Here is a 24,460-nt window from a genome sequence, read left to right as displayed (position 1 = left end):
TGAAGAGGAAAAAAGTATGTGGCGTCGTTTGGTGCAGTTGTATGTCGGGCTTTCGCTGTATGGCGTATCGACCGCGATGTTCGTCCGGGCCGATCTCGGTACCGATCCGTGGAATGTGTTTCACGTGGGGCTGGCACGGCTGCTGTCGCTGAATCTCGGTGCGGTGATTATCGGCGTCGGCGTTCTGGTGCTGCTGCTGTGGGTGCCGCTACGCCAGAAGCCGGGGCTTGGCACTATCAGTAACGTCATTATGATTGGGCTTGCGGCTGATGCGGCGCTCGCCGTACTGCCTGCGCCGTCGTCGCTGGCGCTGCGTGGCGTGCTGCTCGTTGCCGCCGTGGTGCTGAATGCGCTGGCAACCGGCATGTATATCGGCGCGGGTTTTGGCGCAGGGCCGCGCGATGGCCTGATGACCGGCATTAACGCCCGTACCGGCTGGTCGGTGCGAAGCGTCCGTACCGCGATTGAAATCACCGTCCTGCTGGCGGGCTGGGCGATGGGCGGCACGCTGGGAATCGGCACGGTGGTGTACGCGCTCGCCATCGGCCCGCTTATCCAGCTCTGCCTGCCGTGGTTTCAGGTGCGGCGCGTAAAGCCTGTCACACCAGCCGTGGCGGTCGCTGAAAAAGGGTAGGTCGCCTTTTTGCCGCGCTGCGTTATGCTTGACGTTTCTGCCCATGAGGAATGGTTATGCCGAACCCGGCAACCTTACGCGCGCAGCCAGCGCTACACTGGAGCAGCGAGGCGCTGGCCTCTATGCTGTGCTGCTGTTTTGATGGCTATCTGGTGCCGTTTCAACTGGATGGCGCGGTGTTTGCGTACCGGTTCGGCGCGGAGAATGTCTGCCTGAACGCCAGCCGCGTCTGGCTTGCAGGTGAAACTGTCGTCGCGCTGGCGCTCGTCGCCCGGCGCGGCTGGCGCAGCCGTCTCGCGGCGTTCGCCATTCATCCTGACTGGCGCGGTAAAGGCGTGGGTAAAACGCTGATGACGCAGTTGCTGGATGAAGCCCACGAGCGCGGTGAAAAAAGCATGACGCTTGAGGTGATTGTCGGTAACGACGCCGGTCAGGCGCTGTATGAGCGTGTGGGGTTTACCTGCGAGAAAACGCTGGTGGGCTTTCAGGCCCACAGCCCGGCGGCGTTTGTGAATACGCAGGCATTAATGCCCTGCGATCCGCATGACATCGCACAGCGTATGGCAGCGCAGGTGGAAGACCTGCCGTGGCTAATGGCACCGGAAACTGCGCAGGCGCTGCCGGGCATGGGGTTTTCGCTGGATGATAAGGCGTTTGCCATTATTGCGACCGGTTTTGCTCAGCCGCAGCTACGCGCGTTGTGGGTTGCGCCGCAGGCGCGGCGTGAAGGGCGCGCCCGGCAGTTACTGTCATTACTCCATGAGCGCTTTGCGGGCTTAATGACGCCCGTGGCGGTTGACCAGCGCCTGGCGCCGCTCTTTGAGCAGAGCGGCTTTCGCATTCAGCCGGTGCGCCAGTATGAGATGCGGCATCGGCTTAACTGACGCCGTGCTGCCTGCACCAGGCGATAAACATGTCTGCGGGCAGCGCCTTGCTGTAGAGCCAGCCCTGGGCGTATTGCACGCCATGTTCCCGCAGCCACAGCGCCTGGCTTTGGTTTTCCACGCCTTCGGCCACCATCTCCAGCTTCAGCGTTTTCGCCATTTCGATAATGTGCGGCGTGACGGTTTTGTACTCCAGCGCGTCGACAAACGATTTATCAATTTTCAGGATATCGACATCCAGATCCTCGAGATAACTCAGGCTGGAATAGCCAGTGCCGAAGTCATCAATATAAATTTTGTGCCCCGCCGCGCGCAGGCGCTCAATGATCGGGCCGCTTAGCGTCGGGTCGGCGAAGCCGCGTTCGGTTATCTCCAGCGCCAGCTGATGCGGCGCGACGCCGTGTTGCGCGAGGGCCTCGCTGAACATATCGACAAACTGCGGATCGTGCAGATCGAACGCGGAAATATTAATAGAAATATGTTGTTGCGGATGCGTGCGCAGCCAGTCGCCGAGATCGGCCAGCACATTATGGACAATGCGGCGCATCAGCGGGCCGATAAGCCCGGTCTGTTCGGCAAGCGGAATAAAAATATCCGGCGTTAACATACTGCCGTCCGGCTGCGGCCAGCGGATCAGCGCCTCGGCACCGATGGGCTGGCCGTCTGCCAGCCGGATAATCGGCTGATAGTGCATCACCAGTTCATTGTTGGTGATACCGTCCTGCAAACGGTAGCGCGGCGACTGCAAACGGCGCAGCAGGCGCAGCAGCCAGAACGCTAACGCGAGGCTAATAAGAATCCCCGCCGGGAGCCAGATGAGCTGGAGCTTGCGGATTTCCGCCGTCTGCGGCGCCTGAGACGCCCACGCCACGACGGCAATGCCGGAGCGTGGCTCGCGGTGAATCAGATAGATATTGCCCTGATACTCCATTTTTTGAGCGCCGCTTTTCCGCGCCATTTCCCAGACGGTTTTATCAAAGGGGCCGCTACTCGCCAGCACGCGGTTGCGCGGCAGGCCGATGATGGCGGTGTTAATCGGCCAGGCACTGAACGGAATTAAATCGATAAACGAGCTGGGATCGATAAGCACCATGTGCGGCCCGTGGGCAATCATCACCATCGGCACCGACAGGCCGATATCATTCTGCGTGCTGAACCAGATCCCGTAGTTTTCATCGTTAACCCATGTCGGCGGTGGCAGCGGTTTTGACGTGCTGCGCCCTACCAGCGAGGAACAGACCGGCGTCATATCTTTCAGATAGACCACCTCCTGGACATGCCGGAACACAAACGACGTGCGCCGCATCGCCTGTAAATGCGCCTCGCTACACGGCTCTCCGGTGAAGCTGTTGATTTTGGCAAGCGACGCTTTCGCCTGCTGCATGATGTCATTGGTGCGGATAAGTGTGCGTTCAGTGTAGGCGTCAAGCTCCATCACAAAATGCTGTTCAGCCTGATGGCGGGCGAGCCAGAAACTGAACGCGACAGGCAGCAAAACGCTGAGTAACAGCACGCCTGTTACTATTTTTATGAGTCTTGCGATGGTCACGATTGCTGCCTGCCCTGAAGAGAAAAAGAGTGCCGGAGTACTTCTAGCGTAGTGGGGGATAATGGCTTTTGCGACGGCACGCCGCATTGATTTTGCTTCGGGTTAAGGCAAGAAAAATCTAAAAAGCGGGCGCCGCGTTGAACGCCGCGCCGCAGCGTAAAATGTCAGCGCCGGTGTGCGAGACGCCGCACCAGCCGGTCGCCGAGCGTCTGTACGCCCTGCACCAGCGCCACCAGAATCAGCACTGTGGCGGCCATCACTTCATTATTAAATCGCTGATATCCGTAGCGAATGGCCAGATCGCCAAGCCCGCCGCCGCCGATGACGCCTGCCATAGAGGAAAAACCTATCAGCATCACCACGGTGAGCGTCACGCCCGCCAGCAGCGCGGGCAGCGCCTCCGGCAGCAGCGCTTTGCTTATCACATGCCAGACGTTACCGCCCATGGAGATAATCGCCTCGGTGCGACCGTGGTCCACCTCATCCAGCGCGTTTTCCACTACGCGGGCGAAAAAGGGAAACGCCCCGATCGTAATCGGCACCACGGCGGCGGTGCTGCCAAGCGTCGTGCCGATGATAAGACGCGTCAGCGGGATCAGCGCAATCAACAGCACGATAAACGGCAGCGAACGCCCGACGTTTATCACGCCGCCCAGCACGCTGTTGAGCCGTGGCTGCGGGAGTACGCCGCCGCGCCGGGTGATAAACAACACCACGCCGACCGGCAGGCCGATAAGCACCGTAAAGAGCGCCGCCAGGCCGACCATATAGAGCGTCTCCAGCGTACCCTGCGCCAGCAGCGGCCAGAGATCGTCAAAGCTCATGCCACTTCGCACCATATTCTCTCCTCCACGCCGTGGCGGCGTAAAAACGCCTGCCAGGCGGCGTTGTCGCGCACCAGCGTCTGGCGCAGCACCGACCAGGGCGCGGTGAGCAAGTCCGCAAGTCGACCGCTTTCCACCAGATGCCCGTTCTCCAGCAGCGCCGCGTGGTCGCAGATGGCTTTAACCACCTCAAGCTCATGCGTAATCAGCACGATGGTCAGCCCGAGCTGGCGGTTGATATCGGCAAGCAGCGCGAGAATGGAGGCGGTGGTCTCCGGGTCGAGCGCGCTGGTGGCTTCATCGCACAGCAGCACGTCCGGGCGTGCGGCGAGCGCGCGGGCGATGCCGACGCGCTGCTTCTGCCCGCCGGAAAGCCGCGAAGGAAACGCGTCGGCTTTATCCATAAGCCCGACCAGCGCCAGCAAATCCGCCACCCGTTCGCGGCGCGCCGTGCGCGGCACGCCTGCGATCTCCAGCGGCACCGCCACGTTATCCGCCACCGTGCGCGCGTGGAGCAGATTAAAGTGCTGAAACACCATCGCGGTGCGCTGCCGGTGCTGACGCAGCGCGCGGTCGTCGAGACGCGTGATATCCACGCCGTTCATGATGATGTGGCCAGTGGTTGGCCGCTCCAGCAGGTTAAGACAGCGCAGCAGCGTGCTTTTACCCGCACCGCTGCGCCCCAGAATGCCATACACGGCACCCTGCGGAATGGCGAGCGAGACGTCGTCCAGCGCCGGGCGGCCCTCTCCGGCGTAAGTTTTGCTCAGCCCGTCCAGCGTTATCATGACTGCGGCACCGCGACCGGGATCACCGAGCCGTTGTAATGCTGGCGAATAAATTCCGCGACCTGCGGCGACTGTAAATCTTTCGCCAGCGCCTTAATGCGCGGATCGCCTGCCAGCGCGGGCGTGGTCACCAGCAGGTTGGCGTACGGGTTATGATCGGCGCGTTCCAGCCCCAGCGCGTCTTTGGCGGGCGTCAGCCCCGCTTCCAGGGCGTAGTTGCCGTTGATCACCGCCAGATCCACATCGTCGAGCGAGCGCGGGATCTGTGGCGATTCGATTTCGAGGATCTTCAGCTTTTTAGGGTTATCGCGGATATCTTTCGGCGTGGCGAGGCTGCTCGCCGGATCGTTAAAGCCCGCTTTGAGTGTGATCAACCCCTGATTTTGCAGCAGGAACAGCGCGCGGCTCAGGTTAGTGACATTATTCGGCACCGCGACCGTAGCTCCCTCCGGCACGGATTTCAGATCTTTATATTTACGGGAATAGATGCCAAGCGGCTCAACGTGTACCGTGGCGGCAACCGCAAAGGTTTTGCCAAGCGCCTTTTCCTGATCCTTCAGGTACGGCAGATGCTGAAAATAGTTGGCGTCCACATCGCCGTTCGCCAGCAGCTCGTTGGCGTTGACGCCGCTGGTGAGCTCCACGACGTTGAGGTCGAGCTTCGGATCGAGCTTTTTAATGTAATTAAGAATTTCGGCATGCGGTACTGGATCGGCGGCGATACGCAGCGGCTCGGCGGCCTGTAAGCCTGCGGAAATCAGCAGCGCCAGTCCGGCCAGCGTCAAAGTGGCTTTTTTCATTTTGCTTTCCTTAGTAAGGGATCAGGCGATCAGTTCGTGGCTTTCGCGCAGCACATCGCGGTAGTAACGTTCGGCGACATCAGGGTGCGAGCGCAGGCGGCCTTTGAGATAGTTCCAGCCGACATCGCGTAAAAGCGGGTTGCGCGGATCGCTTTGCGGGCCGTGCGCCTCACGCGCCAGCTCCGGCGGCAGCGGATAGACCGGCACTACGCCGTCGAGCCGCGCGCCGAGGAAAAAGGCGATGGAGAGGCGTTCGTTATCCGCGGGCGGCGAGACGACGCGATGCACCGTGGCGCGCAGATAGCCGTTGGTGGCAAGCTCCAGCAGTTCGCCGATGTTCACCACAAAGCTGCCCGGCAGCGGCGCGGCGTCAATCCACTCGTCAGGTGCCACTTCCACCTGTAAGCCTTTTTGCGCGTCCTGTAGGAGGAAGCTTAAGAACCCGGAATCTTTATGCGCGCCCACGCCCTGATTGCTCCCGGTGCGCTGCTGGCCGGGGTAGCGAATGAGCTTGATATGCTCGTTGGGTTGCTCGCCGTAGAGCGTGTCGAAGGCGTCCGGTGCCAGTTGCAGGGCTTCGGCGAATGCGCGCAGCAGACGCAGCGCCATTTGCGCCATATCGCGCTGAAAGCGCAGCAGCGTTGGCCTGAGCGACGGCTGGGCGGCAGGCCAGAGGTTTGGCCCCTGCAACCTGCGCCACGAGGGCGCGTTCGCTGAAAGCGCGAGCGCCGGGCGCTCGGCACCGATATCAAACTGCTCGCGCCAGTCCGGTTTGCCGCGCGTCAGTTCCGCCGCCGCGCGGTTATAGCCGCGAAAATGGGGGGAATGGATCATCGCCACCTTCGCTTTTTCTTCTTCCGGCAGCGCGAAGAACTGGCGCGCCTCGCGCTGTACGTCTTCCAGCAGGCGCGTATCCACGCCGTGATTCACCACATAGAAAAAGCCGATATCACGGGCGGCGTAGCGCAGATGATCGAGAAACGCGGCGCGATCGGCCGGGCCTGCGTTGAGTCTCGCAAGGTCGAGGATCGGCAGGGTAGAGGGTAATGTTGTGCTCATGAAACGCTCCGTTAGCAAAGGAAAATCACAGTCGGTTATCTGCAAACAGACAGGCACAACAACAGCGCTGGCGCATGGGGATCTCCTTCATTTGTTGCCATACCGCCACACTGCCCGAAAGACGCCCGTGCGCCCAATATCGTTCTTTTCTGATTTATAACCTCATGGGGTAAAAAGGATTTCTGGCTGACGCATAAGTAATTATTTCAAAATGTTTCCAGGAAAAAAGGATTTGTTTTATCCGTCAATGAGTTAAATTTTTGTTAATTTTTTAACATGCATTCTGCCTTCAAGTTTAGCGCTGCGCTGCCGTTGTCCTGAAAGAAGAACCCTCTGATCCTTTCCAGGAAAATAACAATGCTAAAAACAACCCAGGCCAGATTTATCTTTTCACTCTGTCTCTTTCTTGCTGCCCTGAGCGGCATTACCGCGCTGGTGATCCACTTTTTCGTGACACCGGAAATTAAACGCACCGAAACGCGAATTATCCGTTATGAAGTCGACAACGTGGCGTTCAGCATCGTCGAGCAGATGAACCGCGTGCAGGCGCAGATGCGCAGCGTGACGCAGAGCGTCGCGGCGATGCAGAGCGATGAAATCGATCGTCTGTTACCGGCGCTGGTGGATCAGTACCAGGATGTGAATGTCTTTGGCGGCGGCGTCTGGCCGCTGCCGGAAAAACGCGAGGCGGGGCGCAATAAATTCAGCACGTTCTTTGCGCGCAATGCCAGCAATCAGCTCGAAGTGAACACGTACTGGAACTCCGACGCGGCACCGAATTACTACGAACAGGTCTGGTATAAAGCGGGCCTGAATTCACCTGCCAGCCACTGCGCCTGGGCGAACGCGTATCAGGATGACGCCAGCCCGCAGCCGCGCACCAACTGCGCGATGGTCATCACCAAAGATGGCCAGCCGTGGGGCGTGGCGACGATCGACGTGACGCTGGGCTTCTTTAACCAGCTGGCGAAACAGATGAACGACGCCATCTCCGGGCGCGTGCTGATTGTGGAAGCCGACGGCAAAATCGTCGGCGACGCCGGGCAGGTGGGTAAAACCGCCAGCCTGAAGAAGCTCGCCGATCTCGGCGACGATCCGATGGCGCAGACGGTGCAGAAAGCGCTTGCCACTTTCCGCCCTGGCGAGAAAACCGAGCAGGAGTATGACCAGGACGGTGATTCTCATACCGTGATGCTGCAATCCATTAAAGGCAGCCCGTGGATTATCGCGGTCGATCTGCCGACCGCGCTGTTAACCGCGCAGACTGACACGATCCTCGCGCGCCTGAGCATGGTGCAGATCCCGATGCTGCTGTTGCTTCTGGGCGTGCTGGTGCTGTTTATCCGCTCGATGATGGGCAAACTGGCCGATCTGAACCGCAATATCAGCCGACTCTCTGCAGGTGGGGCTGATCTGACGCAGCGCCTGGAGCCGACCAGCAGCCCGGAATTTAACGCGATTATCGATAGCTTCAACGGCGTGATTGATTATCTGCAAACCATGCTGCGCCAGGTCAGCGACAGCGCACGCGCGCTGTCGTCGGCGTCGCAGCAGATCTCAAGCGGCAACCAGGATCTCTCGGCGCGCACGGAAGATCAGGCAAGCTCGATTGAAGAGACGGCGGCATCGATGGAACAGCTCACCAGCACCGTACGTCAGAACGCCGATAACGCCGCGCATGCCAACGAACTGGCGCACCAGGCGTCGCAGGTGGCGGAGCGGGGCGGTAATGTGGTGCGCGAAGTGGTCAGCACCATGAGCGCTATCCAGAGCTCGTCCGGCAAAGTGGTGGATATTATCGCGGTGATCGACAGTATCGCCTTCCAGACGAACATTCTGGCGCTGAACGCGGCGGTGGAAGCGGCGCGTGCCGGTGAACAGGGCCGCGGCTTTGCGGTGGTCGCCTCGGAAGTACGCAGCCTCGCGCAGCGCTCCGCGCAGTCGGCGCGCGAAATCAAACAGCTGATTGAAAACTCCGCCAGCAACGTTGAAGTTGGTACGAAGCTTGTGAATGAAGCGGGCGCGACCATGGATGAACTGCTGAGCGGCGTGCGCAATGTGACCACGCTGATGGGTGAAATCATGTCCTCCAGCCGCGAGCAGAGCGCGGGCATCTCGCAGGTAAACCTGGCGATTAACCAGCTCGACAGCGCGACGCAGCAGAACGCGGCGCTGGTGCAGGAAGTCTCGGCGGCGTCGCACTCGATGACCGAGCAGACGCAGCAGCTTGACCGCGTGGTGGCCGGTTTCCGCCTGTAAGTTATCACTCACTCCTGAAAAGCCGACGCCCGATGCGTCGGCTTTTTCTTTACCGTCGCCCCGTTATAGCAGCTGCTTGCAATTTCAGCGGCGTCGTTTTACGATGTTGTTATGTTATAACATTAACAGGAGGCGAATGATGAAAGCTGATATCCATCCGCATTACCGTACCGTGGTGTTCCACGACACCAGCGCCAACGAATATTTCAAAGTCGGCTCGACCATTAAAACCGAGCGCGAAATTGAACTTGATGGCGAAACCTATCCGTATGTAACCATTGATGTGTCGTCGGCGTCGCACCCGTATTACACCGGTCGTCAGAAGACCATTACCACCGAAGGCAGCGCCGCGCGCTTCCAGCAGCGCTTCGGCCGTTTCTTTAACGATAAAAAGGCGTAAATCATGCAGGTGCTGAATTCGTTACGCAGCGCGAAGGCGCGCCACCCAGACTGTCAGATAGTCAGACGCAAAGGACGGTTGTATGTGATTTGCAAAACGAACCCGCGGTTTAAAGCGGTGCAGGGAAGGAAAAAGAGAAAATAAGCATCGCCCTCGCAAGAGGGCGATTTTTTTATCAGTGTGCCCGGGAGGCTGTCGTGGTATTGACCGGCGAACGGGCAGGGCCGTTATTTTTGTCCAGCGAGTAGATATCGTAAAACGATAAGGCTTTTTTACGAGTCAGCATTTTCTCAAGCTGCGCTTTTTGTTCGGCGCTCACGCGTGGCGACGCCTGGATTTCTTCTATCAGACTCTGCGGCACGTCGCGGGTGTTATACCACTCGCCGTTATAGCACACGCGCAGATCCAGCACGTCGATATCGTCGTAGTGGTAGCGTGGATTAACGTCAAAAAAGAAAAAGCCGTTTAACAGCACAAACAGTACGACCAGCAGCCAGACTGAGCCAGCCAGGGTTTCTGACTGGAGCATCACCGCAAGCGTCGCCAGCCAGCCCAGATACATGGCGATAAACAGCCCTGGGTGCTTACGGATAAAGCTGATGCTAAAGCGCGGACGGTTGTCGCGTTTCTCTTCTTTGTTGAGTCGGTCAATGGTGGCCGTCAGCAGTCGCTGGATTTCAGTCATGCAAAACCTTCAGAATCGGTGTCGCGCGTGCGCGGGAATGAGCATTTTATGAGGCCGCCCGGTGCGAAAAAAGTAACAGACGGCCAACAAAAAACCATAACAGTTAACCGAAGCGGCACATCAGAGACGGCGAATCACTCGCGCCGGATTGCCTGCAACCACGCAGTTAGCTTCCACGGAATGTGTCACCACGGCGCCTGAACCGACCACCACGTTATCGCCAAGCGTGACGCCAGGGTTAATAATCGCGCGCCCGCCAATCCAGACGTTGTCGCCAATGGTAACCGATTTGGCAAACTCCAGCCCGCTGTTGCGCTCTGTCGGGTCCAGCGGGTGCGTGGCGGTATAGATATGCACGCCGGGTGCCAGCATAACGTTCGCGCCGATATGCACCGGGCAGACATCCAGAATAACGCAGTCGAAATTGGCGTAGAAATTCTCGCCCAGGTAGATGTTATAGCCGTAGTCGCAGCGGAAAGTCGGCTCAATGTACGCGTTGCCGGCTTCGCCCAGCAGCGATTTCAGGATCGCCTGACGCTGCGCTTTCGCATCCGGCGCGCTGTGGTTGTATTCGTGCAACAGATGTCGCGCGCGCAGGCGGTCCTCGCGCAGTACAGCGTCGTTCGGGCGATAAAGCTCGCCTGCAATCATCTTGCGTTTCTCTTCGCTCATGGCGGTTTCACTCCGTGAATGGAAAGCCTGATAGTAGCGACTAAACGCGCTACTGACCATTCACTGCATTTTAGGGGAAGAGAGCAGAGGAGGGGCCATGCTAACGGAGGACATATCCGGTGTGCACGCACAACGCGAATCGCTCGACACTAACATGGCACCGACATTATCAAAGCTGATAATCACATACAAAATAGCGGGAGATTAACGAACGAATTTCCACACGGAGGTCGGGATTTTATCGTAAAGCTTATTCATGGTCAGTTCAGCCAGACGATGATCCGCTGCTGAATAAAATACCGCCAGTTCATTGTCGGACAATTCATATTTATTTTTTTCAATAACGCGCTCAAGCGTGTCAATTGTCTGACAGCGTCTCAGTCGCATTAAATAATCGGTTTTAGTTAATGGTTTGGTCGTCATAATACACCTAAGTGATTGTTCTATTTTTAAAAAGACAAGCTCACAGGATTTTCTTTACTGGCGTTAATGAAACACCGGAAAAGCCTGTTTCCGGACTTGCGCCATTTTTGTAAATCTTGCGCATTGATACCGTAATTGCTGAACAGCATAAAGGTATCGTCCAGATATTCATCTAATTGTTCAATGAGAGCGGCGTCATCTTCATGCTTAATTTTATAATTAAGACCGAAGCTGGCAATATGCTCAATCAGGTCGTTCAGTTGCAGGTTAACGGCGGAAGTGGGGTCGTTAACCCAGCCATGCTGGTTTTCGCCTAGCGTGGCGAGGCAATCATGATACAGGCTCTCACAGAGAAATTTAAGCTGCGCTATATCATGCCGTTTTGGTGAGTATTCGTCCATAACGTATCCCCTTTTTAGCGAAAATTTTTAGTCAACAGCACCGCAGGGGCAGATACACAACCAGTGTCAGGAGGCGTGACGCTCCATTTTTAATCTCCTTTTACTATAAAGCACCCTGAAGATTTTTTCCTGGCATGATTACGAAAAATTACATTTCCGCTGTTAATCGCACATCGGCGCAGACGCTTTTACGCGAATCAATAAAGGCAAGGCACACAGACGCATTCAGAAAGAAAACTTAACCTTTAAGTCTTAGTTTTACCTTAGTTTAAAACTTTCATTTATTCGCGCCTGAAGAATATTCTGTAATAAAGGTTTTTTCTGCATCAGATTAATCCCAATAAAATATTTCTAATGAAAAAAAGCAGAAAGAAAGACGTGGGTGGCGGTTTTTTGCGCGGCGCGTGAAAAATGGCAGGCAAAGAAAGGGTAAAAAAAAGGCCGCTGGCGCGGCCTTTTTTTATTAATGATGCTCAACCGGATGGCTGTGCTCGATATCTTCACTCTTACGGCTGAAGCGGCGGCGTACCACCACAAAGAACACCGGAACGAAGAAGATAGCCAGAATGGTGGCTGTCACCATCCCGCCCATTACGCCGGTACCGACGGCGTTCTGCGCGCCGGAGCCTGCGCCCGAGCTAATCACCAGCGGCATAACGCCGAGGATGAACGCCAGCGAGGTCATCAGGATAGGACGCAGACGCATACGTACCGCTTCAAGCGTCGCCTCGATAAGACCTTTACCTTCTTTCTCCATCAGGTCTTTGGCGAATTCCACAATCAATATGGCGTTCTTCGCCGACAGACCGATAGTGGTAAGCAGACCCACCTGGAAGTAAACGTCGTTGTTAAGCCCACGCAGCGAGGCTGCCAGCAGCGCACCGATAACCCCAAGCGGGACCACCAGCATGACCGAGAACGGAATCGACCAGCTCTCATACAGCGCCGCCAGACACAGGAACACCACGATAAGCGAAATGGCGTACAGCGCCGGCGCCTGGTTGCCGGACAGACGTTCCTGATAGGACATGCCCGTCCAGTCGTAGCCGATACCGGTCGGCAGCTTGCTGGCGATCTGTTCCATCATCGCCATCGCTTCACCGGTACTCTTACCTTGCACCGCCTGGCCCTGGATCTGCATGGATGGCAGACCGTTATAACGCTCCAGACGCGGCGAGCCATATTCCCAGTGCGATGACGAGAAGGCGGAGAACGGCACCATCTGCCCATTTGCGCCACGCACATACCAGTTATTGATATCGCTCGGCAGCATACGATATTGCGCCTGCGACATGACGTACACCTTCTTCACACGACCGCGGTCGATGAAGTCGTTGACGTAGCTGCCGCCCCACGCAGAAGCCAGCGTGGTATTGATATCGCTAATGGAAACGCCCAGTGCCTGCGCTTTTTCCTGGTCGATGTCGATTTTAAACTGCGGCGTATCTTCCAGACCGTTCGGACGCACCTGCGAGAGCAGATCCGGGTGTTTGGCCGCTTCGCCCAGCAGCTGGTTACGAGCCTGCGTCAGCTTGTCATGGCCAAGGTTGCCCTGGTCGATAAGCTCAAAGTCAAAGCCGGTCGCCGTACCGAGTTCCACAATCGCCGGAAGGTTAAAGGCGAACACCATCGCATCTTTAATCTGCGAGAAACGGCCCATCGCACGGCCCGTAATAGCCGGAACTTTGTTTTCCGCACCCGGACGCTCATCCCAGTTTTTCAGCGAGACGAACGCCAGACCGGTGTTCTGGCCGCGGCCGGAGAAGCCAAAGCCGTTAACGGTAAAGACAGAGTTAACGTTGTCTTTCTCCTGGGTGAGGTAATAGTTGGTCACCTCATCCAGTACCTTCTGGGTACGCTCCTGGGTGGCGCCCGCTGGCAGCTGCGCCATCGTCAGGAAGACGCCCTGGTCCTCTTCCGGCAGGAACGAGCTTGGCAGACGGATAAACAGGAACGCCATTGCCACGACGATCAGCAGATAGAGCAGCAGATAACGACCGGTGCTGCGCAGAATGTTGCCTACGCTGTCGGTGTAATGGTGCGTGCTCTTGTCGAACATGCGGTTAAACCAGCCGAAGAAGCCTTTTTTGCCTTCGCCGTGATCGCCTTTCGCGACAGGTTTAAGCATGGTGGCGCACAGCGCCGGCGTCAGGATCAACGCCACGATAACCGACAGCACCATCGCGGAAACGATAGTAATGGAGAACTGACGGTAAATCGCACCGGTCGAGCCGCCAAAGAACGCCATCGGGATAAATACCGCCGAGAGCACCAGCGCGATACCGACCAGCGCGCCCTGAATCTGACCCATCGATTTACGGGTCGCTTCTTTGGGCGGCAGGCCTTCTTCAACCATCACACGCTCGACGTTCTCAACCACGACGATGGCGTCATCTACCAGCAGACCGATGGCGAGCACCATCCCGAACATGGTGAGGGTGTTTATCGAGTAGCCGAAGGCCGCCAGTATCGCAAACGTACCGAGCAAGACGACCGGCACCGCGATGGTCGGGATAAGCGTCGCGCGGAAGTTCTGAAGGAACAGATACATCACCAGGAACACCAGCACGATCGCTTCGACCAGCGTTTTCACCACTTCGAAAATAGAGATTTTAACGAACGGCGTGGTGTCATACGGGTAAACGACTTTCAGACCGCTCGGGAAGAACGGCTCAAGACCAGCAATGGTCTTACGCACCGCTTCCGCGGTATCCAGCGCGTTCGCGCCGGTCGCGAGTTTAATACCGAGACCCGCCGCCGGCTGGCCGTTATAGCGCGCGATAATGTCGTAGTTTTCACCGCCCAGCTCCACCTTCGCCACGTCTTTCAGCAGCACGCGCGAACCATCCTGATTCACTTTCAGCAGGATTTTGCTGAACTCTTCAGCCGAGGTCAGACGGGTCTGCGCGATGATCGAGGCGTTCAGCTGCTGGCCTTTCACCGGCGGCGTACCGCCAAGCTGACCGGCCGCTACCTGGGCGTTCTGCGCTTTCAGCGCGCTTATCACATCGACAGGCGTCAGCTGGAAGTTGTTCAGCTTGTTCGGGTCGAGCCAGATACGCATCGCGTACTGGGAACCGAAGAGCTGCACGTCGCCCACGCCCGTGGTACGGCTGATCGGATCTTTAATGTTCGCGCCCGCGTAGTCCGCGATATCTTCCTGCTTCATCGAGCCGTCGGTGTTGATAAGGCCCAACACCATCAGGAACGAGCTGGAGGATTTCTCGACGCTCACGCCCTGTTGCTGAACTTCCTGCGGCAGCAGCGGCATGGCGAGCTGCAGTTTGTTCTGCACCTGTACCTGCGCGATGTCCGCGTCGGTGCCGGATTCGAACGTCAGCGTGATCTGCACCGTCCCCGAGGAGTCGCTGGTGGAGGACATGTACATCAGGCCATCGATACCGTTCATGTTCTGTTCGATAACCTGCGTCACGGTATCCTGCACCGTTTTCGCATCCGCGCCCGGGTAGGTTGCGTTAATCGTCACCGCTGGCGGCGCAATCGACGGATATTGCGCAACGGGCAGTTTCATAATGGACAAGCCACCTGCCAGCATGATGATGATGGCGATCACCCACGCGAAGATGGGGCGATCGATAAAAAACTTAGCCATGTTTTAACGGCTCCTGTTAACTCAAGACTGCGGTTGCTGTGACTGCGTCTGACCAGCGGCGCCGGATTGCTGCTGTTGCTGCTGGTTGTCAGTCACTTCCTGCGCTTTCACCTGCGCGCCCGGGCGAACCTTCTGCAACCCGGAGACAATCACGCGATCGCCGGCCTTCACGCCGTCCGTCACGACCCATTTGTCGCCCATCGCCTGGCCGACCTGCACCGGACGCACTTCCACTTTGTCGCCTTCGCCGACGACCATCACGGTCGCGTCACCGCGCGGGGTACGTGTTACGCCCTGCTGCGGCACCAGAATCGCGTTCGGGTTAACCCCTTCTTCGAGACGGGCGCGGACAAACATGCCCGGCAGCAGCGTGTGGTCAGGGTTCGGGAAAATCGCGCGCAGCGTGATGGAGCCGGTGGTCTGATCCACGGTCACATCGGAGAACTCCAGCGTGCCGTCCTGCGGATATTTCAGGCCGTCTGCGGTTGAGAGCGTGACTTTCGCTTTCCCGTTCTCCTGCTTCAGCTGACCGCTCGCCAGTTCCTGTTTAAGGCGCAGGAAATCGTTGCTGGACTGGGTCACGTCAACATAGATAGGGTCAAGCTGCTGGACGACGGCGAGCGCCGTGGTCTGGCCGTTCTGCACCAGCGCGCCTTCGGTCACGTTCGATTTGCCGATACGACCGCTGATAGGGGAGGTCACTTTGGTGTACGCAAGGTTGATACGCGCGGTTTCGACCGCGGCTTTCGCAGCGACCACGGCGGCGTTAGCCTGCTGGGCTTCGGCCTGCGCATTGTCATAATCCTGCTTGCTGATGTACTGCGTGCCGAGCAGTTTCTGATAACGGCTGAGCGTCACCTGCGCGATATTCGCGCTGGCCTGGGCTTTCGCCAGATCGCCTTTCGCGCTTTCGTAGGAGGCCTGATAAGGTGCCGGGTCGATTTGATAAAGCGACACGCCAGCCTTAATTTCGCTGCCTTCTTCAAAATTACGCTTAAGAATAATGCCGCTGACCTGAGGACGAACTTCCGCCACACGATAAGCGAGGGTGCGTCCCGGCAGTTCAGTTGTGATTTGCAGAGGTTCGCTTTTCAGCGTCACCACGCCCACTTCGGGCGCCTGCGGCGCTTGTTGCTGAGCCTGTTCACCGTCACATCCTGTAAGCGCAAAGCTGCCTGAGAGCATCAGAACGACCGCCAGAGGCGTGAACCCTCTGTTTTTGTTCATATCTAAACCTCGAGTGTTCGATTCCAAAAAATGACCAATGGATCAAAAGTCCGCAAACCCATTGCTGCGTTTATAGTGTCGTCATGCTATGGTACATACATACAAAAATGTATGTAAGTCTGACTCCTGTAAATTCACCGACCTATGGCACGAAAAACCAAACAGCAAGCCCTGGAGACGCGTCAGCACATTCTGGATGTGGCGATTCGCTTGTTCTCGCAACAGGGTGTGTCAGCCACATCGCTGGCGGACATTGCCCAGGCGGCGGGCGTAACGCGAGGCGCCATTTACTGGCATTTCAGGAACAAGTCGGATTTGTTTAGCGAAATCTGGGAATCATCAGAGGCCAGCATTGGCGATCTTGAAAATGAGTATCGGGCAAAATTCCCAGACGATCCACTCTCTGTGTTACGGGAGATTCTCGTTTATATACTTGAAGCTACGGTGACAGAAGAGCGTCGTCGCCTGATGATGGAAATAATTTATCACAAATGTGAGTTTGTTGGAGAAATGGCCGTCGTGCAAGAGGCGCACCGCAGCCTGTGCTTCCAGAGTTACGACCGTATCGAACAGGCGCTGACGCAGTGTATCCAGACCGGCATGCTGCCGGAAAACCTGCAAACCCGCCGCGCCGCTATCCTGATGCGCAGCTATATTTCGGGCCTGGTGGAGAACTGGCTTTTCGCCCCACAGACGTTTGATCTTAAAAAAGAAGCGCGTGAGCTGGTGGCGATTTTACTGGAGATGTACCAGTTCTGCCCGAGCCTGCGCCACGCGCCTGACGCCGCGCCAGCCGCTGACCCGCACTGAAATTATCTTAAAGCCCGGTGGGCCGCTATTCCATGCGCGAGAGCCGTGGTATTCTCAGCGCCGTTCCAGTATCCCCGCAGGCATTCCGCGTGCGGTCCGGCCATGATTTCACTCAAATGATTATGCAGCACACAACCCTTTCGCGGCGCATGACGTCCGCTGTTCTCTTTGCCGTTCTGCTGATGTTCGGCGCGCTGTTGTCCGTTGCAGCGCAGGCGGCTTCCGTAAGCGGCGATCTCCCGTCGCGCGCTGACGTACAGTCGCAGCTTGACGCGCTTGGTAAGCAAAAAAACCACTCCGCGCAGGACAAGCTGGCGATCGAGGATTTAACCGCGACGCTTGAGACGCTCGATAAAATCGATCGCATCAAACAAGAAACGGTACAGCTGCGCCAGCAGGTGTTGCAGGCGCCGGAGAAAATGCGCCAGGCGACAGATAACCTCAGCGCCCTGCAAAACCAGGACAGCGACGAGGTGGTGCGCCAGACGCTGAAAAATCTGTCGCTGCGCCAGCTGGAGTCGCGCGTGACGTCAGTGCTCGACGACCTGCAAACCGCGCAGAACGATCTGGCGACGTACAACAGCCAGCTGGTGTCGCTACAGACCCAGCCGGAGCGCGTCCAGAACGCAATGTACAACGCTTCGCAGCAGCTTCAGCAGATCCGCAACCGTCTGAACGGTACCGCGCCTGGCGAAGAGGCGCTGCGCCCGTCGCAGCAGACGCTTCTGCTTGCGCAGCAGGCGTTGCTGAACGCGCAGATTGAACAGCAGCGCAAAAGTCTGGAAGGCAACACGGTATTGCAGGACGCGCTTCAGAAACAGCGCGACTACACCACCGCGCATATCAACCGTCTTGAGCATCAGCTACAGCTGTTGCAGGAGGCGGTGAACAGCAAACGCCTGACGCTGACCGAGAAAACCGCGCAGGAGGCGATTGCCCCGGAAGACGCCTCCAGCATTCAGAACAACCCGCTGGTGCGCCAGGAGCTGGAGGTCAACCATCAGCTCAGCCAGCGCCTGATCGACGCGACCCAGAGCGGCAACACGCTGGTGCAGCAGAACATCCGGGTGAAGAACTGGCTCGACCGCGCGCTGCAATCCGAGCGCAACCTCAAAGAGCAAATCTCCGTGCTGAAAGGCAGCCTGCTGCTGTCGCGCATTCTGTATCAGCAACAGCAGACGCTGCCGTCCGCCGATGAACTGGAAGATATGACCAACCGCATCGCGGATCTGCGTCTTGAACAGTTCGAGGTGAACCAGCAGCGCGACGCCCTGTTCCAGAACGACGCCTTCGTCGAGAAGCTGGAAGAGGGGCACAAAAGCGAAATCAACGACGACGTACACGACGCGCTGTTGCAGGTGGTCGATATGCGCCGCGAACTGCTGGATCAGCTCAACAAGCAGCTCGGTAACCAGCTGATGATGGCGATTAACCTGCAAATTAATCAGCAGCAGTTGATGAGCGTCAGTAAGAATCTTCAGGAGATGCTGACCCAGCAGATCTTCTGGGTGAACAGTAATAAACCGATGGACTGGGAATGGTTGAAAGCCTTCCCGCAGGCGCTGCACGATCAGTTGAAGTCGATGAAAATCACCTTTAACTGGGAGAAAGCCTGGCCCGCGATGTTAAAAGCGCTGCTGGCGGGGCTGCCGCTGCTACTCATTGCGGTGCTTATCCGCTGGCGTTTCGGTTGGCTGCGCCAGTACCTCAATAAGCTTGCGGGCGAAGTGGGGCAACTGCGCAACGACAGCCAGTTACACACGCCAAAAGCGATTCTGATAAACCTCATCCGCGCGCTGCCGGTCTGTCTGATTATTCTGGCGGCGGGGCTTATCCTTTACGTGATGCAGTTGAACATCAGCGATCTGCTCTGGGCGTTCAGTAAAGAGCTGGCGGTGTTCTGGCTGGTCTTCGGCCTCTGCTGGCGCGTGCTGGAAAAAGACGGCATGGCGGTCAGCCACTTCAATATGCCGGCCACGCTGACCAGCCACTGGCGTCGTCAGATAGTGCGGGTCAGCCTGGCGCTGCTTCCGTTACTGTTCTGGTCGGTGCTGGCCGAACTCTCACCGCTGCATCTGATGGATGACGTGCTCGGCCAGAGCATGATTTTCCTGAACCTGCTGTTAATCAGCGCCCTGGTGTGGCCGATGTGCCGCGACAGCTGGCGTGATAAAGAGTCGCACACCATGCGGCTGGTCACGGTGACGGTGCTGTCCATTGTGCCGGTCGCGCTGCTGGTGCTGACCGCGACGGGCTATTTCTATACCACGCTGCGTCTCGCCGGGCGCTGGATAGATACCGTTTATCTGGTGATTATCTGGAACCTGCTCTATCAGACCGTGTTGCGCGGCCTAAGCGTCGCGGCGCGCCGCATTGCGTATCGCCGCGCGGTGGCCCGCCGTCAGAATATGGTGAAAGAAGGCGCCGAAGGGGCTGAGCCGGTGGAAGAAACTTCGCTGGCGCTCGATCAGGTGAACCAGCAGACGTTGCGTATCACCATGCTGGTGATGTTCGCGCTGTTCGGCGTGGTGTTCTGGGCTATCTGGTCTGATTTAATCACCGTCTTTGCCTATCTCGACAGCATTGTGCTGTGGCACTACAACGGTACCGAAGCCGGCGCGGCGGTTACGAAAAACGTGACGCTCGGCAGCATTCTGTTCGCGGTGGTGGCGTTTATGGTCGCCTGGGCGCTGATTCGCAACTTACCAGGCCTGCTGGAAGTGCTGGTGCTCTCGCGCCTGAAAATGCGCCAGGGCGCGTCGTACGCGATTACGACCATCCTGAACTACGTGATTATCGCGGCGGGCGCGATGACCGTGTTCGGCTCGCTCGGCGTGTCGTGGGATAAACTGCAATGGCTGGCGGCGGCGCTGTCGGTGGGTCTCGGTTTCGGCCTCCAGGAGATCTTCGGTAACTTTGTTTCTGGCCTGATTATCCTGTTTGAGCGTCCGGTGCGTATCGGCGATACCGTTACCATCGGCACGTTCTCGGGTACGGTCAGCAAAATCCGCATCCGCGCCACGACCATCACCGATTTTGACCGTAAAGAAGTCATTATTCCGAACAAAGCGTTTGTGACGGAGCGTCTGATCAACTGGTCGCTGACGGATACCATTACCCGCGTGGTGATCCGTATTGGCGTGGCGTATGGATCGGATCTCGACAAAGTGCGCGAGATCTTACTGAAAGCGGCAATGGATCATCCGAAAGTGATGCACGATCCGGAACCGGCGGTGTTCTTTACCACCTTCGGCCCAAGTTCGCTCGATCACGAACTGCGTCTTTATGTGCGTGAACTGCGCGACCGCAGCTATACCGTGGATGAGCTGAACCGCACCATCGACAGACTGTGCCGTGAAAATAACATCGATATCGCCTTCAACCAGCTGGAAGTGCATCTGCATAACAACAACGGCGAAACGCACACCGAAGTGAAGCGCGATTTACGCAGTGATAATGACGGCGAGGCGAACGCCAAAGCCTGACGCCGGTTCTCGCCCTTTTCTCTCCAGAGGGAAGGGCAATTACTGTTCTGCTTCGGCAAGCTTGCGCAGATAGTCGTTACGCACAATCTCCAGCGCCGCCAGCACCGTCTGCGGCGCAATGTCATGATTCTCCAGCAGCATAATCAAATCGACCGCGAGCTTGACCTCGTCAGGGGCTTGTTCCAGCGACATTGTTTCTCTCCTCAGTGATTATTCAGCGCGTAATGCGCTCCAGCGCGCGCTCGGTGCGGGCGATAGCCGTGCGACAGCGCGTAAGGCGCTCGTCAAGCGCGGTGATTTCACGCGCCAGTTGCGGATCATGCCGCTCAGCATGGCGCTGCTTGCGCTCGTTTTTCATCGCCAGCAGGCGACGTTCATATTCCTGATACTCCGCAAGCCTTGCATGCAGCCGACCGCCGGGCAAATGCGCGTTCTCATGGCGACGCAGCGTGGCGGTGGCCGCTTCACGCTGTAACGCCTCGATTTGTGCCGCGAGCCGTTCGGCAAGCCACGCCACGCGCACCGCGTCACTCTGTTTTACCGCCGCCTCAAGGCGCGTGAGGCTCTCTTCGGTTTCCGCCAGATAGTCACCGAGCCGCGCGCCGCGGCATGAAAAGAGTTGTTTGTCGAAGCGCGGTGAAAAGTGGCGCTGTGAGGCGAGCGGTCCGATAAGCTCGCGCAGCGTGGCGACACGGGTCTTCAGCGATTGTAATAATAGGGGGGTTCTCATTTTACTCCGGGCGTCTGGCCATGCGCGCTGTGCTACAGTAACGCACCTGCTTTCGCGAGTACGATTATGCAAAGGACTATATTACTCATCCTGGGGTGGCTGGCGGTAGTGCTGGCGACACTCGGCGTGGTGCTGCCGCTTCTGCCAACGACGCCGTTTCTGCTGCTGGCCGCCTGGTGTTTTGCGCGTTCATCGCCGCGTTTTCACCACTGGCTGCTCTACCGCTCGTGGTTTGGTGGTTATCTTCGCCACTGGCAGCAGCACCGCGCGATGCCGCCTGGTGCCAAACCGCGCGCGATTCTTTTTATTCTCGCCACGTTTGCTATCTCACTGTGGCTGGTAAAGATTTTCTGGGTGCGTATTCTGCTGTTATTTATTCTTTGCGGGCTGCTGATTTTCATGTGGCGCATTCCGGTGGTTGATGAAAAACAACAAAACGGGTAAAGCCTTGCCACAGTGGTTGCATTTACCGCGCGCAGCCAGTAAATTCGAGCGTTTTCGAGTACAGGGGTCGTTGATTAAAGGGTGAGCAAATTCGCCTTTCAGTCGTGTCCGGCAACCTGTGAGTAATACCGTTTTTATCAGGCATACATCCATGACCGCAACTGCGCAGCAGCTTGAATATCTTAAAAATAGCATCAAAAGCATTCAGGATTACCCGAAGCCGGGCATTCTCTTTCGTGACGTCACCAGCCTGCTGGAAGACCCTAAAGCCTATGCGCTGAGCATCGAACTGTTAGTGGAGCGCTATAAAAACGCGGGCATCACGAAGGTGGTGGGCACCGAAGCGCGTGGTTTCCTGTTCGGCGCGCCGGTCGCGCTGGCGCTGGGCGTGGGTTTTGTCCCGGTGCGCAAGCCGCGTAAGCTGCCGCGTGAAACGATCGCAGAAAGCTACGAGCTGGAGTACGGCACCGATCAGCTGGAGATCCACGTTGACGCGATCAAGCCTGGCGATAAAGTGCTGGTGGTCGACGATCTGCTGGCGACCGGCGGCACCATTGAAGCCACCGTGAAGCTTATCCGTCGTCTGGGCGGCGAAGTGACCGACGCGGCGTTTATCATTAATCTGTTCGACATCGGCGGCGAAGAACGCCTCAACAAGCAGGGCATTACCTGCTACAGCCTCGTGCCGTTCCCGGGCCACTGATCTTCCTTCCCGGCAGCCTCGCCCATCGGGTGGGGCTGTGTTAGCATTACCCCTTCAGAATCCACCACTCAAGCGTTTCAGAGCCTGCCCATGAGTTATCAGGTCTTAGCCCGAAAATGGCGCCCACAAACCTTTGCTGATGTCGTCGGCCAGGAGCATGTGCTCACCGCCCTGGCGAACGGTTTATCGCTGGGCCGAATTCACCACGCCTACCTCTTTTCCGGTACGCGCGGCGTCGGCAAGACTTCTATCGCCCGTCTTCTGGCGAAGGGGCTGAACTGTGAAACCGGCATCACCGCCACGCCATGCGGCGTGTGCGACAACTGCCGTGAAATCGAGCAGGGGCGTTTTGTCGATCTGATAGAAATCGACGCCGCTTCGCGCACCAAAGTGGAAGATACCCGCGATCTGCTGGATAACGTCCAGTACGCGCCGGCCCGCGGCCGCTTTAAAGTATATCTGATCGATGAAGTCCACATGCTCTCGCGCCACAGCTTCAACGCGCTGTTGAAAACGCTGGAAGAGCCGCCCGCGCATGTGAAATTCCTGCTGGCGACCACCGATCCGCAAAAGCTGCCGGTGACTATTCTCTCCCGCTGCCTGCAGTTTCATCTGCGCGCACTGGACCCGGATCAAATCCGCCAGCAGCTTGAGCATGTGCTGACGCAGGAAGGCATCGCGCATGAGCCGCGCGCACTGCAACTGCTGGCCCGCGCCGCCGATGGCAGCCTGCGTGACGCGCTGAGCCTGACAGATCAGGCTATCGCCAGCGGCGACGGACAGGTGACCGCCCAGGCGGTAGGCGCGATGCTCGGCACGCTGGATGACGATCAGGCGCTAAGCCTCATCGAGGCGCTGGTCGCCGCCGATGGCGAGCGCGTCATGCAGCAGATTAACGACGCTGCCGCGCGCGGCGTCGAGTGGGAAGCGCTGCTGGTCGAAATGCTCGGCCTGCTGCACCGCGTCGCGATGGTGCAGCTCTCGCCTTCCGCGCTTGGCGCGGATATGGCTCCGCTGGAGCCGCGCTTGCGCGAACTGGCGCGCGTCGTGCCGCCTGGCGATATCCAGCTCTATTACCAGACGCTGCTTATCGGGCGTAAAGAGCTGCCGTGGGCGCCGGAGCGCAGGATGGGCGTGGAAATGACCATGCTGCGTGCGCTGGCGTTCCACCCGCGCGCGCCGCTGCCGGAACCCGAGCGCGAGGTACAACCTGCCGCCGTACTGCCGGTGGTGAACGCGCCTGAAGCGCCGGCGATGCCTGCGTCTCAGCCCGCTTATCAGACCCAGGCGCAGCAGCCCGTTTCGCCAGCCGTTTCTCAACCGCAGCCGGGCGCGCAGACGCCGCTGCCCGACACGACCAGCCAGCTTCTACAGGCGCGCAGTCAGTTGCAGCGCGCGCAGGGAGCGGCCAAAACAAAAAAGAATGATCCGGCAGCGCCCGCCACAGCGCGGCCGGTGAATAACAGCGCGCTGGAGCGGCTGGCGTCCGTGACCGAGCGCGTGCAGTCCCGGCCCGCGGCGGTGAAAGAAGAAGCCCCGGCCAAAAAAGAGGCGTATCGCTGGAAAGCGAAAAATATCGTGCCGCAGGCGCAGCAGGCACCCGTCGCCACGCCGCGGGCGCTGAAAAAAGCGCTGGAGCATGAGAAAACGCCGGAACTTGCCGCCAAACTCGCCGAAGAGGCGATTACGCGCGATGAATGGGCCGCTGACGTCAGCCGCTTGCAGGTACCGAAGCTGGTCGAGCAGGTCGCGCTGAACGCCTGGAAAGAGCAGGACGGGCAGCATATTCGCCTGCACCTGCGTCCGTCGCAGCGCCACCTTAACTCGGCGTCGGCGCAGAAAACGCTCGCTGACGCGCTGGGCGTTTTGTATGGCGCGCCGGTTGAACTGACTATCATTGAAGATGATAATCTGGCGCACCGGACGCCGCTGGAATGGCGGCAGGCGATTTACGAAGAGAAACTCGCCCAGGCGAGAGAAGCGATTATCGCGGATACCAATATCCAGACGCTGCGTCGTTTCTTCGATGCGGATCTGGATGAAGAGAGTATTCGCCCCCTTTGACAGGCA

At 58.0% G+C, this 24,460-nt stretch carries 23 protein-coding genes and 1 other annotated feature; of the genes, 10 read left to right on the top strand and 13 right to left on the bottom strand.

Going from position 1 to position 24,460, the window contains the following annotated elements; translation table 11 throughout:
• The first annotated feature begins 16 nt into the window (after positions 1-16).
• On the top strand, positions 17-634 hold the full coding sequence (gene yczE, locus AFK66_RS14110; RefSeq protein WP_007781453.1) for a membrane protein YczE: 618 nt from the start codon (positions 17-19) through the stop codon (positions 632-634).
• Positions 635-690: 56 nt separating this feature from the next.
• Entirely contained in the window at positions 691-1,518 is an 828-nt protein-coding gene (locus AFK66_RS14105) for a GNAT family N-acetyltransferase (protein ID WP_023899221.1), read from the top strand.
• Here the strand turns inward: AFK66_RS14105 and AFK66_RS14100 are convergent.
• From AFK66_RS14100 to AFK66_RS14080, 5 genes are all read right to left on the bottom strand, one after another.
• The gene (locus tag AFK66_RS14100; RefSeq protein WP_007781459.1) at positions 1,511-3,067 is read right to left on the bottom strand and encodes an EAL domain-containing protein; all 1,557 of its coding nucleotides are present in this window, start codon (positions 3,065-3,067) and stop codon (positions 1,511-1,513) included. The genes AFK66_RS14105 and AFK66_RS14100 overlap by 8 nt on opposite strands.
• Positions 3,068-3,231: 164 nt before the next feature.
• Positions 3,232-3,891, bottom strand: coding sequence for a methionine ABC transporter permease (locus AFK66_RS14095; protein WP_023899220.1), 660 nt, complete (start codon positions 3,889-3,891; stop codon positions 3,232-3,234).
• Complete coding sequence (locus AFK66_RS14090; protein WP_023899219.1) at positions 3,888-4,679, bottom strand: methionine ABC transporter ATP-binding protein; 792 nt, start codon at positions 4,677-4,679, stop codon at positions 3,888-3,890. Before AFK66_RS14090 ends, AFK66_RS14095 begins: the two co-directional genes overlap by 4 nt.
• Positions 4,676-5,479 (bottom strand): MetQ/NlpA family ABC transporter substrate-binding protein, encoded by an 804-nt coding sequence (locus AFK66_RS14085; protein WP_007781468.1) that lies wholly within the window; start codon positions 5,477-5,479, stop codon positions 4,676-4,678. The genes AFK66_RS14090 and AFK66_RS14085 overlap by 4 nt, the downstream gene beginning before the upstream one ends.
• A 21-nt stretch (positions 5,480-5,500) precedes the next feature.
• Positions 5,501-6,538, bottom strand: coding sequence for an isopenicillin N synthase family dioxygenase (locus tag AFK66_RS14080; protein WP_023899218.1), 1,038 nt, complete (start codon positions 6,536-6,538; stop codon positions 5,501-5,503).
• A gap of 357 nt (positions 6,539-6,895) precedes the next feature.
• Here AFK66_RS14080 and AFK66_RS14075 point away from each other — a divergent pair, with 357 nt between their 5' ends.
• The 3 genes from AFK66_RS14075 to ykgO all read left to right on the top strand — a co-directional run bounded on the left by AFK66_RS14075 (position 6,896) and on the right by ykgO (position 9,341).
• Complete coding sequence (locus AFK66_RS14075; protein ID WP_007781473.1) at positions 6,896-8,797, top strand: methyl-accepting chemotaxis protein; 1,902 nt, start codon at positions 6,896-6,898, stop codon at positions 8,795-8,797.
• A 139-nt stretch (positions 8,798-8,936) separates the two neighbouring features.
• Positions 8,937-9,197, top strand: a complete 261-nt coding sequence (locus AFK66_RS14070) for a type B 50S ribosomal protein L31 (protein WP_004386912.1) — start codon at positions 8,937-8,939, stop codon at positions 9,195-9,197.
• Positions 9,198-9,200: 3 nt separating this feature from the next.
• Positions 9,201-9,341 carry a type B 50S ribosomal protein L36 gene (gene ykgO, locus AFK66_RS21555; RefSeq protein WP_004386911.1) on the top strand — a complete coding sequence of 47 codons (141 nt, stop codon included), beginning with the start codon at positions 9,201-9,203 and terminating at the stop codon, positions 9,339-9,341.
• 31 nt (positions 9,342-9,372) lie between these two features.
• Here ykgO and AFK66_RS14065 read toward each other — a convergent pair whose 3' ends face one another.
• The 6 genes from AFK66_RS14065 to acrA all read right to left on the bottom strand — a co-directional run bounded on the left by AFK66_RS14065 (position 9,373) and on the right by acrA (position 16,218).
• Positions 9,373-9,882, bottom strand: coding sequence for a YlaC family protein (locus AFK66_RS14065; protein ID WP_007791512.1), 510 nt, complete (start codon positions 9,880-9,882; stop codon positions 9,373-9,375).
• A 120-nt stretch (positions 9,883-10,002) separates the two neighbouring features.
• The gene (gene maa, locus AFK66_RS14060) at positions 10,003-10,554 is read right to left on the bottom strand and encodes a maltose O-acetyltransferase (protein ID WP_007781478.1); all 552 of its coding nucleotides are present in this window, start codon (positions 10,552-10,554) and stop codon (positions 10,003-10,005) included.
• A gap of 204 nt (positions 10,555-10,758) precedes the next feature.
• The gene (locus tag AFK66_RS14055) at positions 10,759-10,977 is read right to left on the bottom strand and encodes an HHA domain-containing protein (protein ID WP_007781479.1); all 219 of its coding nucleotides are present in this window, start codon (positions 10,975-10,977) and stop codon (positions 10,759-10,761) included.
• A gap of 26 nt (positions 10,978-11,003) precedes the next feature.
• Entirely contained in the window at positions 11,004-11,378 is a 375-nt protein-coding gene (gene tomB, locus AFK66_RS14050) for an Hha toxicity modulator TomB (RefSeq protein ID WP_007781481.1), read from the bottom strand.
• A 463-nt stretch (positions 11,379-11,841) separates the two neighbouring features.
• Positions 11,842-14,991: a multidrug efflux RND transporter permease subunit AcrB gene (acrB, locus tag AFK66_RS14045; RefSeq protein WP_007781486.1), complete on the bottom strand. Its 3,150-nt coding sequence runs from the start codon at positions 14,989-14,991 to the stop codon at positions 11,842-11,844.
• A gap of 21 nt (positions 14,992-15,012) precedes the next feature.
• Entirely contained in the window at positions 15,013-16,218 is a 1,206-nt protein-coding gene (gene acrA, locus AFK66_RS14040; RefSeq protein ID WP_007781488.1) for a multidrug efflux RND transporter periplasmic adaptor subunit AcrA, read from the bottom strand.
• Positions 16,219-16,362: 144 nt separating this feature from the next.
• On the opposite strand from acrA, the gene acrR reads away from it, so the two are divergent.
• Complete coding sequence (gene acrR, locus AFK66_RS14035) at positions 16,363-17,028, top strand: multidrug efflux transporter transcriptional repressor AcrR (protein WP_007781491.1); 666 nt, start codon at positions 16,363-16,365, stop codon at positions 17,026-17,028.
• A 182-nt stretch (positions 17,029-17,210) separates the two neighbouring features.
• Positions 17,211-20,513: a mechanosensitive channel MscK gene (mscK, locus tag AFK66_RS14030; RefSeq protein WP_369832661.1), complete on the top strand. Its 3,303-nt coding sequence runs from the start codon at positions 17,211-17,213 to the stop codon at positions 20,511-20,513.
• A 39-nt stretch (positions 20,514-20,552) separates the two neighbouring features.
• Here mscK and rsmS read toward each other — a convergent pair whose 3' ends face one another.
• Positions 20,553-20,705, bottom strand: coding sequence for a pleiotropic regulatory protein RsmS (rsmS, locus tag AFK66_RS21550; protein ID WP_007781495.1), 153 nt, complete (start codon positions 20,703-20,705; stop codon positions 20,553-20,555).
• A gap of 22 nt (positions 20,706-20,727) precedes the next feature.
• Positions 20,728-21,243 (bottom strand): primosomal replication protein PriC, encoded by a 516-nt coding sequence (priC, locus tag AFK66_RS14025; RefSeq protein ID WP_007781497.1) that lies wholly within the window; start codon positions 21,241-21,243, stop codon positions 20,728-20,730.
• Between the two features lie 66 nt (positions 21,244-21,309).
• Between priC and AFK66_RS14020 the strand changes: the two genes are divergently transcribed.
• The 3 genes from AFK66_RS14020 to dnaX all read left to right on the top strand — a co-directional run bounded on the left by AFK66_RS14020 (position 21,310) and on the right by dnaX (position 24,454).
• Positions 21,310-21,687: a DUF454 family protein gene (locus AFK66_RS14020; RefSeq protein ID WP_007781499.1), complete on the top strand. Its 378-nt coding sequence runs from the start codon at positions 21,310-21,312 to the stop codon at positions 21,685-21,687.
• Between the two features lie 151 nt (positions 21,688-21,838).
• Positions 21,839-22,390, top strand: coding sequence for an adenine phosphoribosyltransferase (apt, locus tag AFK66_RS14015; protein ID WP_004386902.1), 552 nt, complete (start codon positions 21,839-21,841; stop codon positions 22,388-22,390).
• A gap of 90 nt (positions 22,391-22,480) precedes the next feature.
• Positions 22,481-24,454 carry a DNA polymerase III subunit gamma/tau gene (dnaX, locus tag AFK66_RS14010; protein ID WP_032973044.1) on the top strand — a complete coding sequence of 658 codons (1,974 nt, stop codon included), beginning with the start codon at positions 22,481-22,483 and terminating at the stop codon, positions 24,452-24,454.
• Positions 23,787-23,851: a sequence feature (DnaX frameshifting element), on the top strand. Its footprint overlaps the gene before it by 65 nt.
• Positions 24,455-24,460: the final 6 nt, after the last annotated feature.

It is taken from the genome of Cronobacter malonaticus LMG 23826 (assembly GCF_001277215.2).
In the GTDB taxonomy this organism is placed as follows: domain Bacteria; phylum Pseudomonadota; class Gammaproteobacteria; order Enterobacterales; family Enterobacteriaceae; genus Cronobacter; species Cronobacter malonaticus.
The sequence above is the reverse complement of the archived record's forward strand: the minus strand, read 5'-3'. Positions and strand labels throughout refer to the sequence as shown.

What these genes read in the sequence shown, in the direction of transcription:
- AFK66_RS14080 (WP_023899218.1), bottom strand. Translation starts at nt 6,538, where the DNA reads ATGAGCACAACATTACCCTCTACCCTGCCGATCCTCGACCTTGCGAGA.
- AFK66_RS14065 (WP_007791512.1), bottom strand. Translation starts at nt 9,882, where the DNA reads ATGACTGAAATCCAGCGACTGCTGACGGCCACCATTGACCGACTCAAC.
- maa (WP_007781478.1), bottom strand. Translation starts at nt 10,554, where the DNA reads ATGAGCGAAGAGAAACGCAAGATGATTGCAGGCGAGCTTTATCGCCCG.
- AFK66_RS14055 (WP_007781479.1), bottom strand. Translation starts at nt 10,977, where the DNA reads ATGACGACCAAACCATTAACTAAAACCGATTATTTAATGCGACTGAGA.
- acrR (WP_007781491.1), top strand. Translation starts at nt 16,363, where the DNA reads ATGGCACGAAAAACCAAACAGCAAGCCCTGGAGACGCGTCAGCACATT.
- AFK66_RS14070 (WP_004386912.1), top strand. Translation starts at nt 8,937, where the DNA reads ATGAAAGCTGATATCCATCCGCATTACCGTACCGTGGTGTTCCACGAC.
- dnaX (WP_032973044.1), top strand. Translation starts at nt 22,481, where the DNA reads ATGAGTTATCAGGTCTTAGCCCGAAAATGGCGCCCACAAACCTTTGCT.
- acrA (WP_007781488.1), bottom strand. Translation starts at nt 16,218, where the DNA reads ATGAACAAAAACAGAGGGTTCACGCCTCTGGCGGTCGTTCTGATGCTC.
- AFK66_RS14090 (WP_023899219.1), bottom strand. Translation starts at nt 4,679, where the DNA reads ATGATAACGCTGGACGGGCTGAGCAAAACTTACGCCGGAGAGGGCCGC.
- priC (WP_007781497.1), bottom strand. Translation starts at nt 21,243, where the DNA reads ATGAGAACCCCCCTATTATTACAATCGCTGAAGACCCGTGTCGCCACG.
- acrB (WP_007781486.1), bottom strand. Translation starts at nt 14,991, where the DNA reads ATGGCTAAGTTTTTTATCGATCGCCCCATCTTCGCGTGGGTGATCGCC.
- tomB (WP_007781481.1), bottom strand. Translation starts at nt 11,378, where the DNA reads ATGGACGAATACTCACCAAAACGGCATGATATAGCGCAGCTTAAATTT.
- AFK66_RS14020 (WP_007781499.1), top strand. Translation starts at nt 21,310, where the DNA reads ATGCAAAGGACTATATTACTCATCCTGGGGTGGCTGGCGGTAGTGCTG.
- rsmS (WP_007781495.1), bottom strand. Translation starts at nt 20,705, where the DNA reads ATGTCGCTGGAACAAGCCCCTGACGAGGTCAAGCTCGCGGTCGATTTG.
- ykgO (WP_004386911.1), top strand. Translation starts at nt 9,201, where the DNA reads ATGCAGGTGCTGAATTCGTTACGCAGCGCGAAGGCGCGCCACCCAGAC.
- yczE (WP_007781453.1), top strand. Translation starts at nt 17, where the DNA reads ATGTGGCGTCGTTTGGTGCAGTTGTATGTCGGGCTTTCGCTGTATGGC.
- apt (WP_004386902.1), top strand. Translation starts at nt 21,839, where the DNA reads ATGACCGCAACTGCGCAGCAGCTTGAATATCTTAAAAATAGCATCAAA.
- AFK66_RS14095 (WP_023899220.1), bottom strand. Translation starts at nt 3,891, where the DNA reads ATGAGCTTTGACGATCTCTGGCCGCTGCTGGCGCAGGGTACGCTGGAG.
- mscK (WP_369832661.1), top strand. Translation starts at nt 17,211, where the DNA reads ATGTTCGGCGCGCTGTTGTCCGTTGCAGCGCAGGCGGCTTCCGTAAGC.
- AFK66_RS14075 (WP_007781473.1), top strand. Translation starts at nt 6,896, where the DNA reads ATGCTAAAAACAACCCAGGCCAGATTTATCTTTTCACTCTGTCTCTTT.
- AFK66_RS14105 (WP_023899221.1), top strand. Translation starts at nt 691, where the DNA reads ATGCCGAACCCGGCAACCTTACGCGCGCAGCCAGCGCTACACTGGAGC.
- AFK66_RS14085 (WP_007781468.1), bottom strand. Translation starts at nt 5,479, where the DNA reads ATGAAAAAAGCCACTTTGACGCTGGCCGGACTGGCGCTGCTGATTTCC.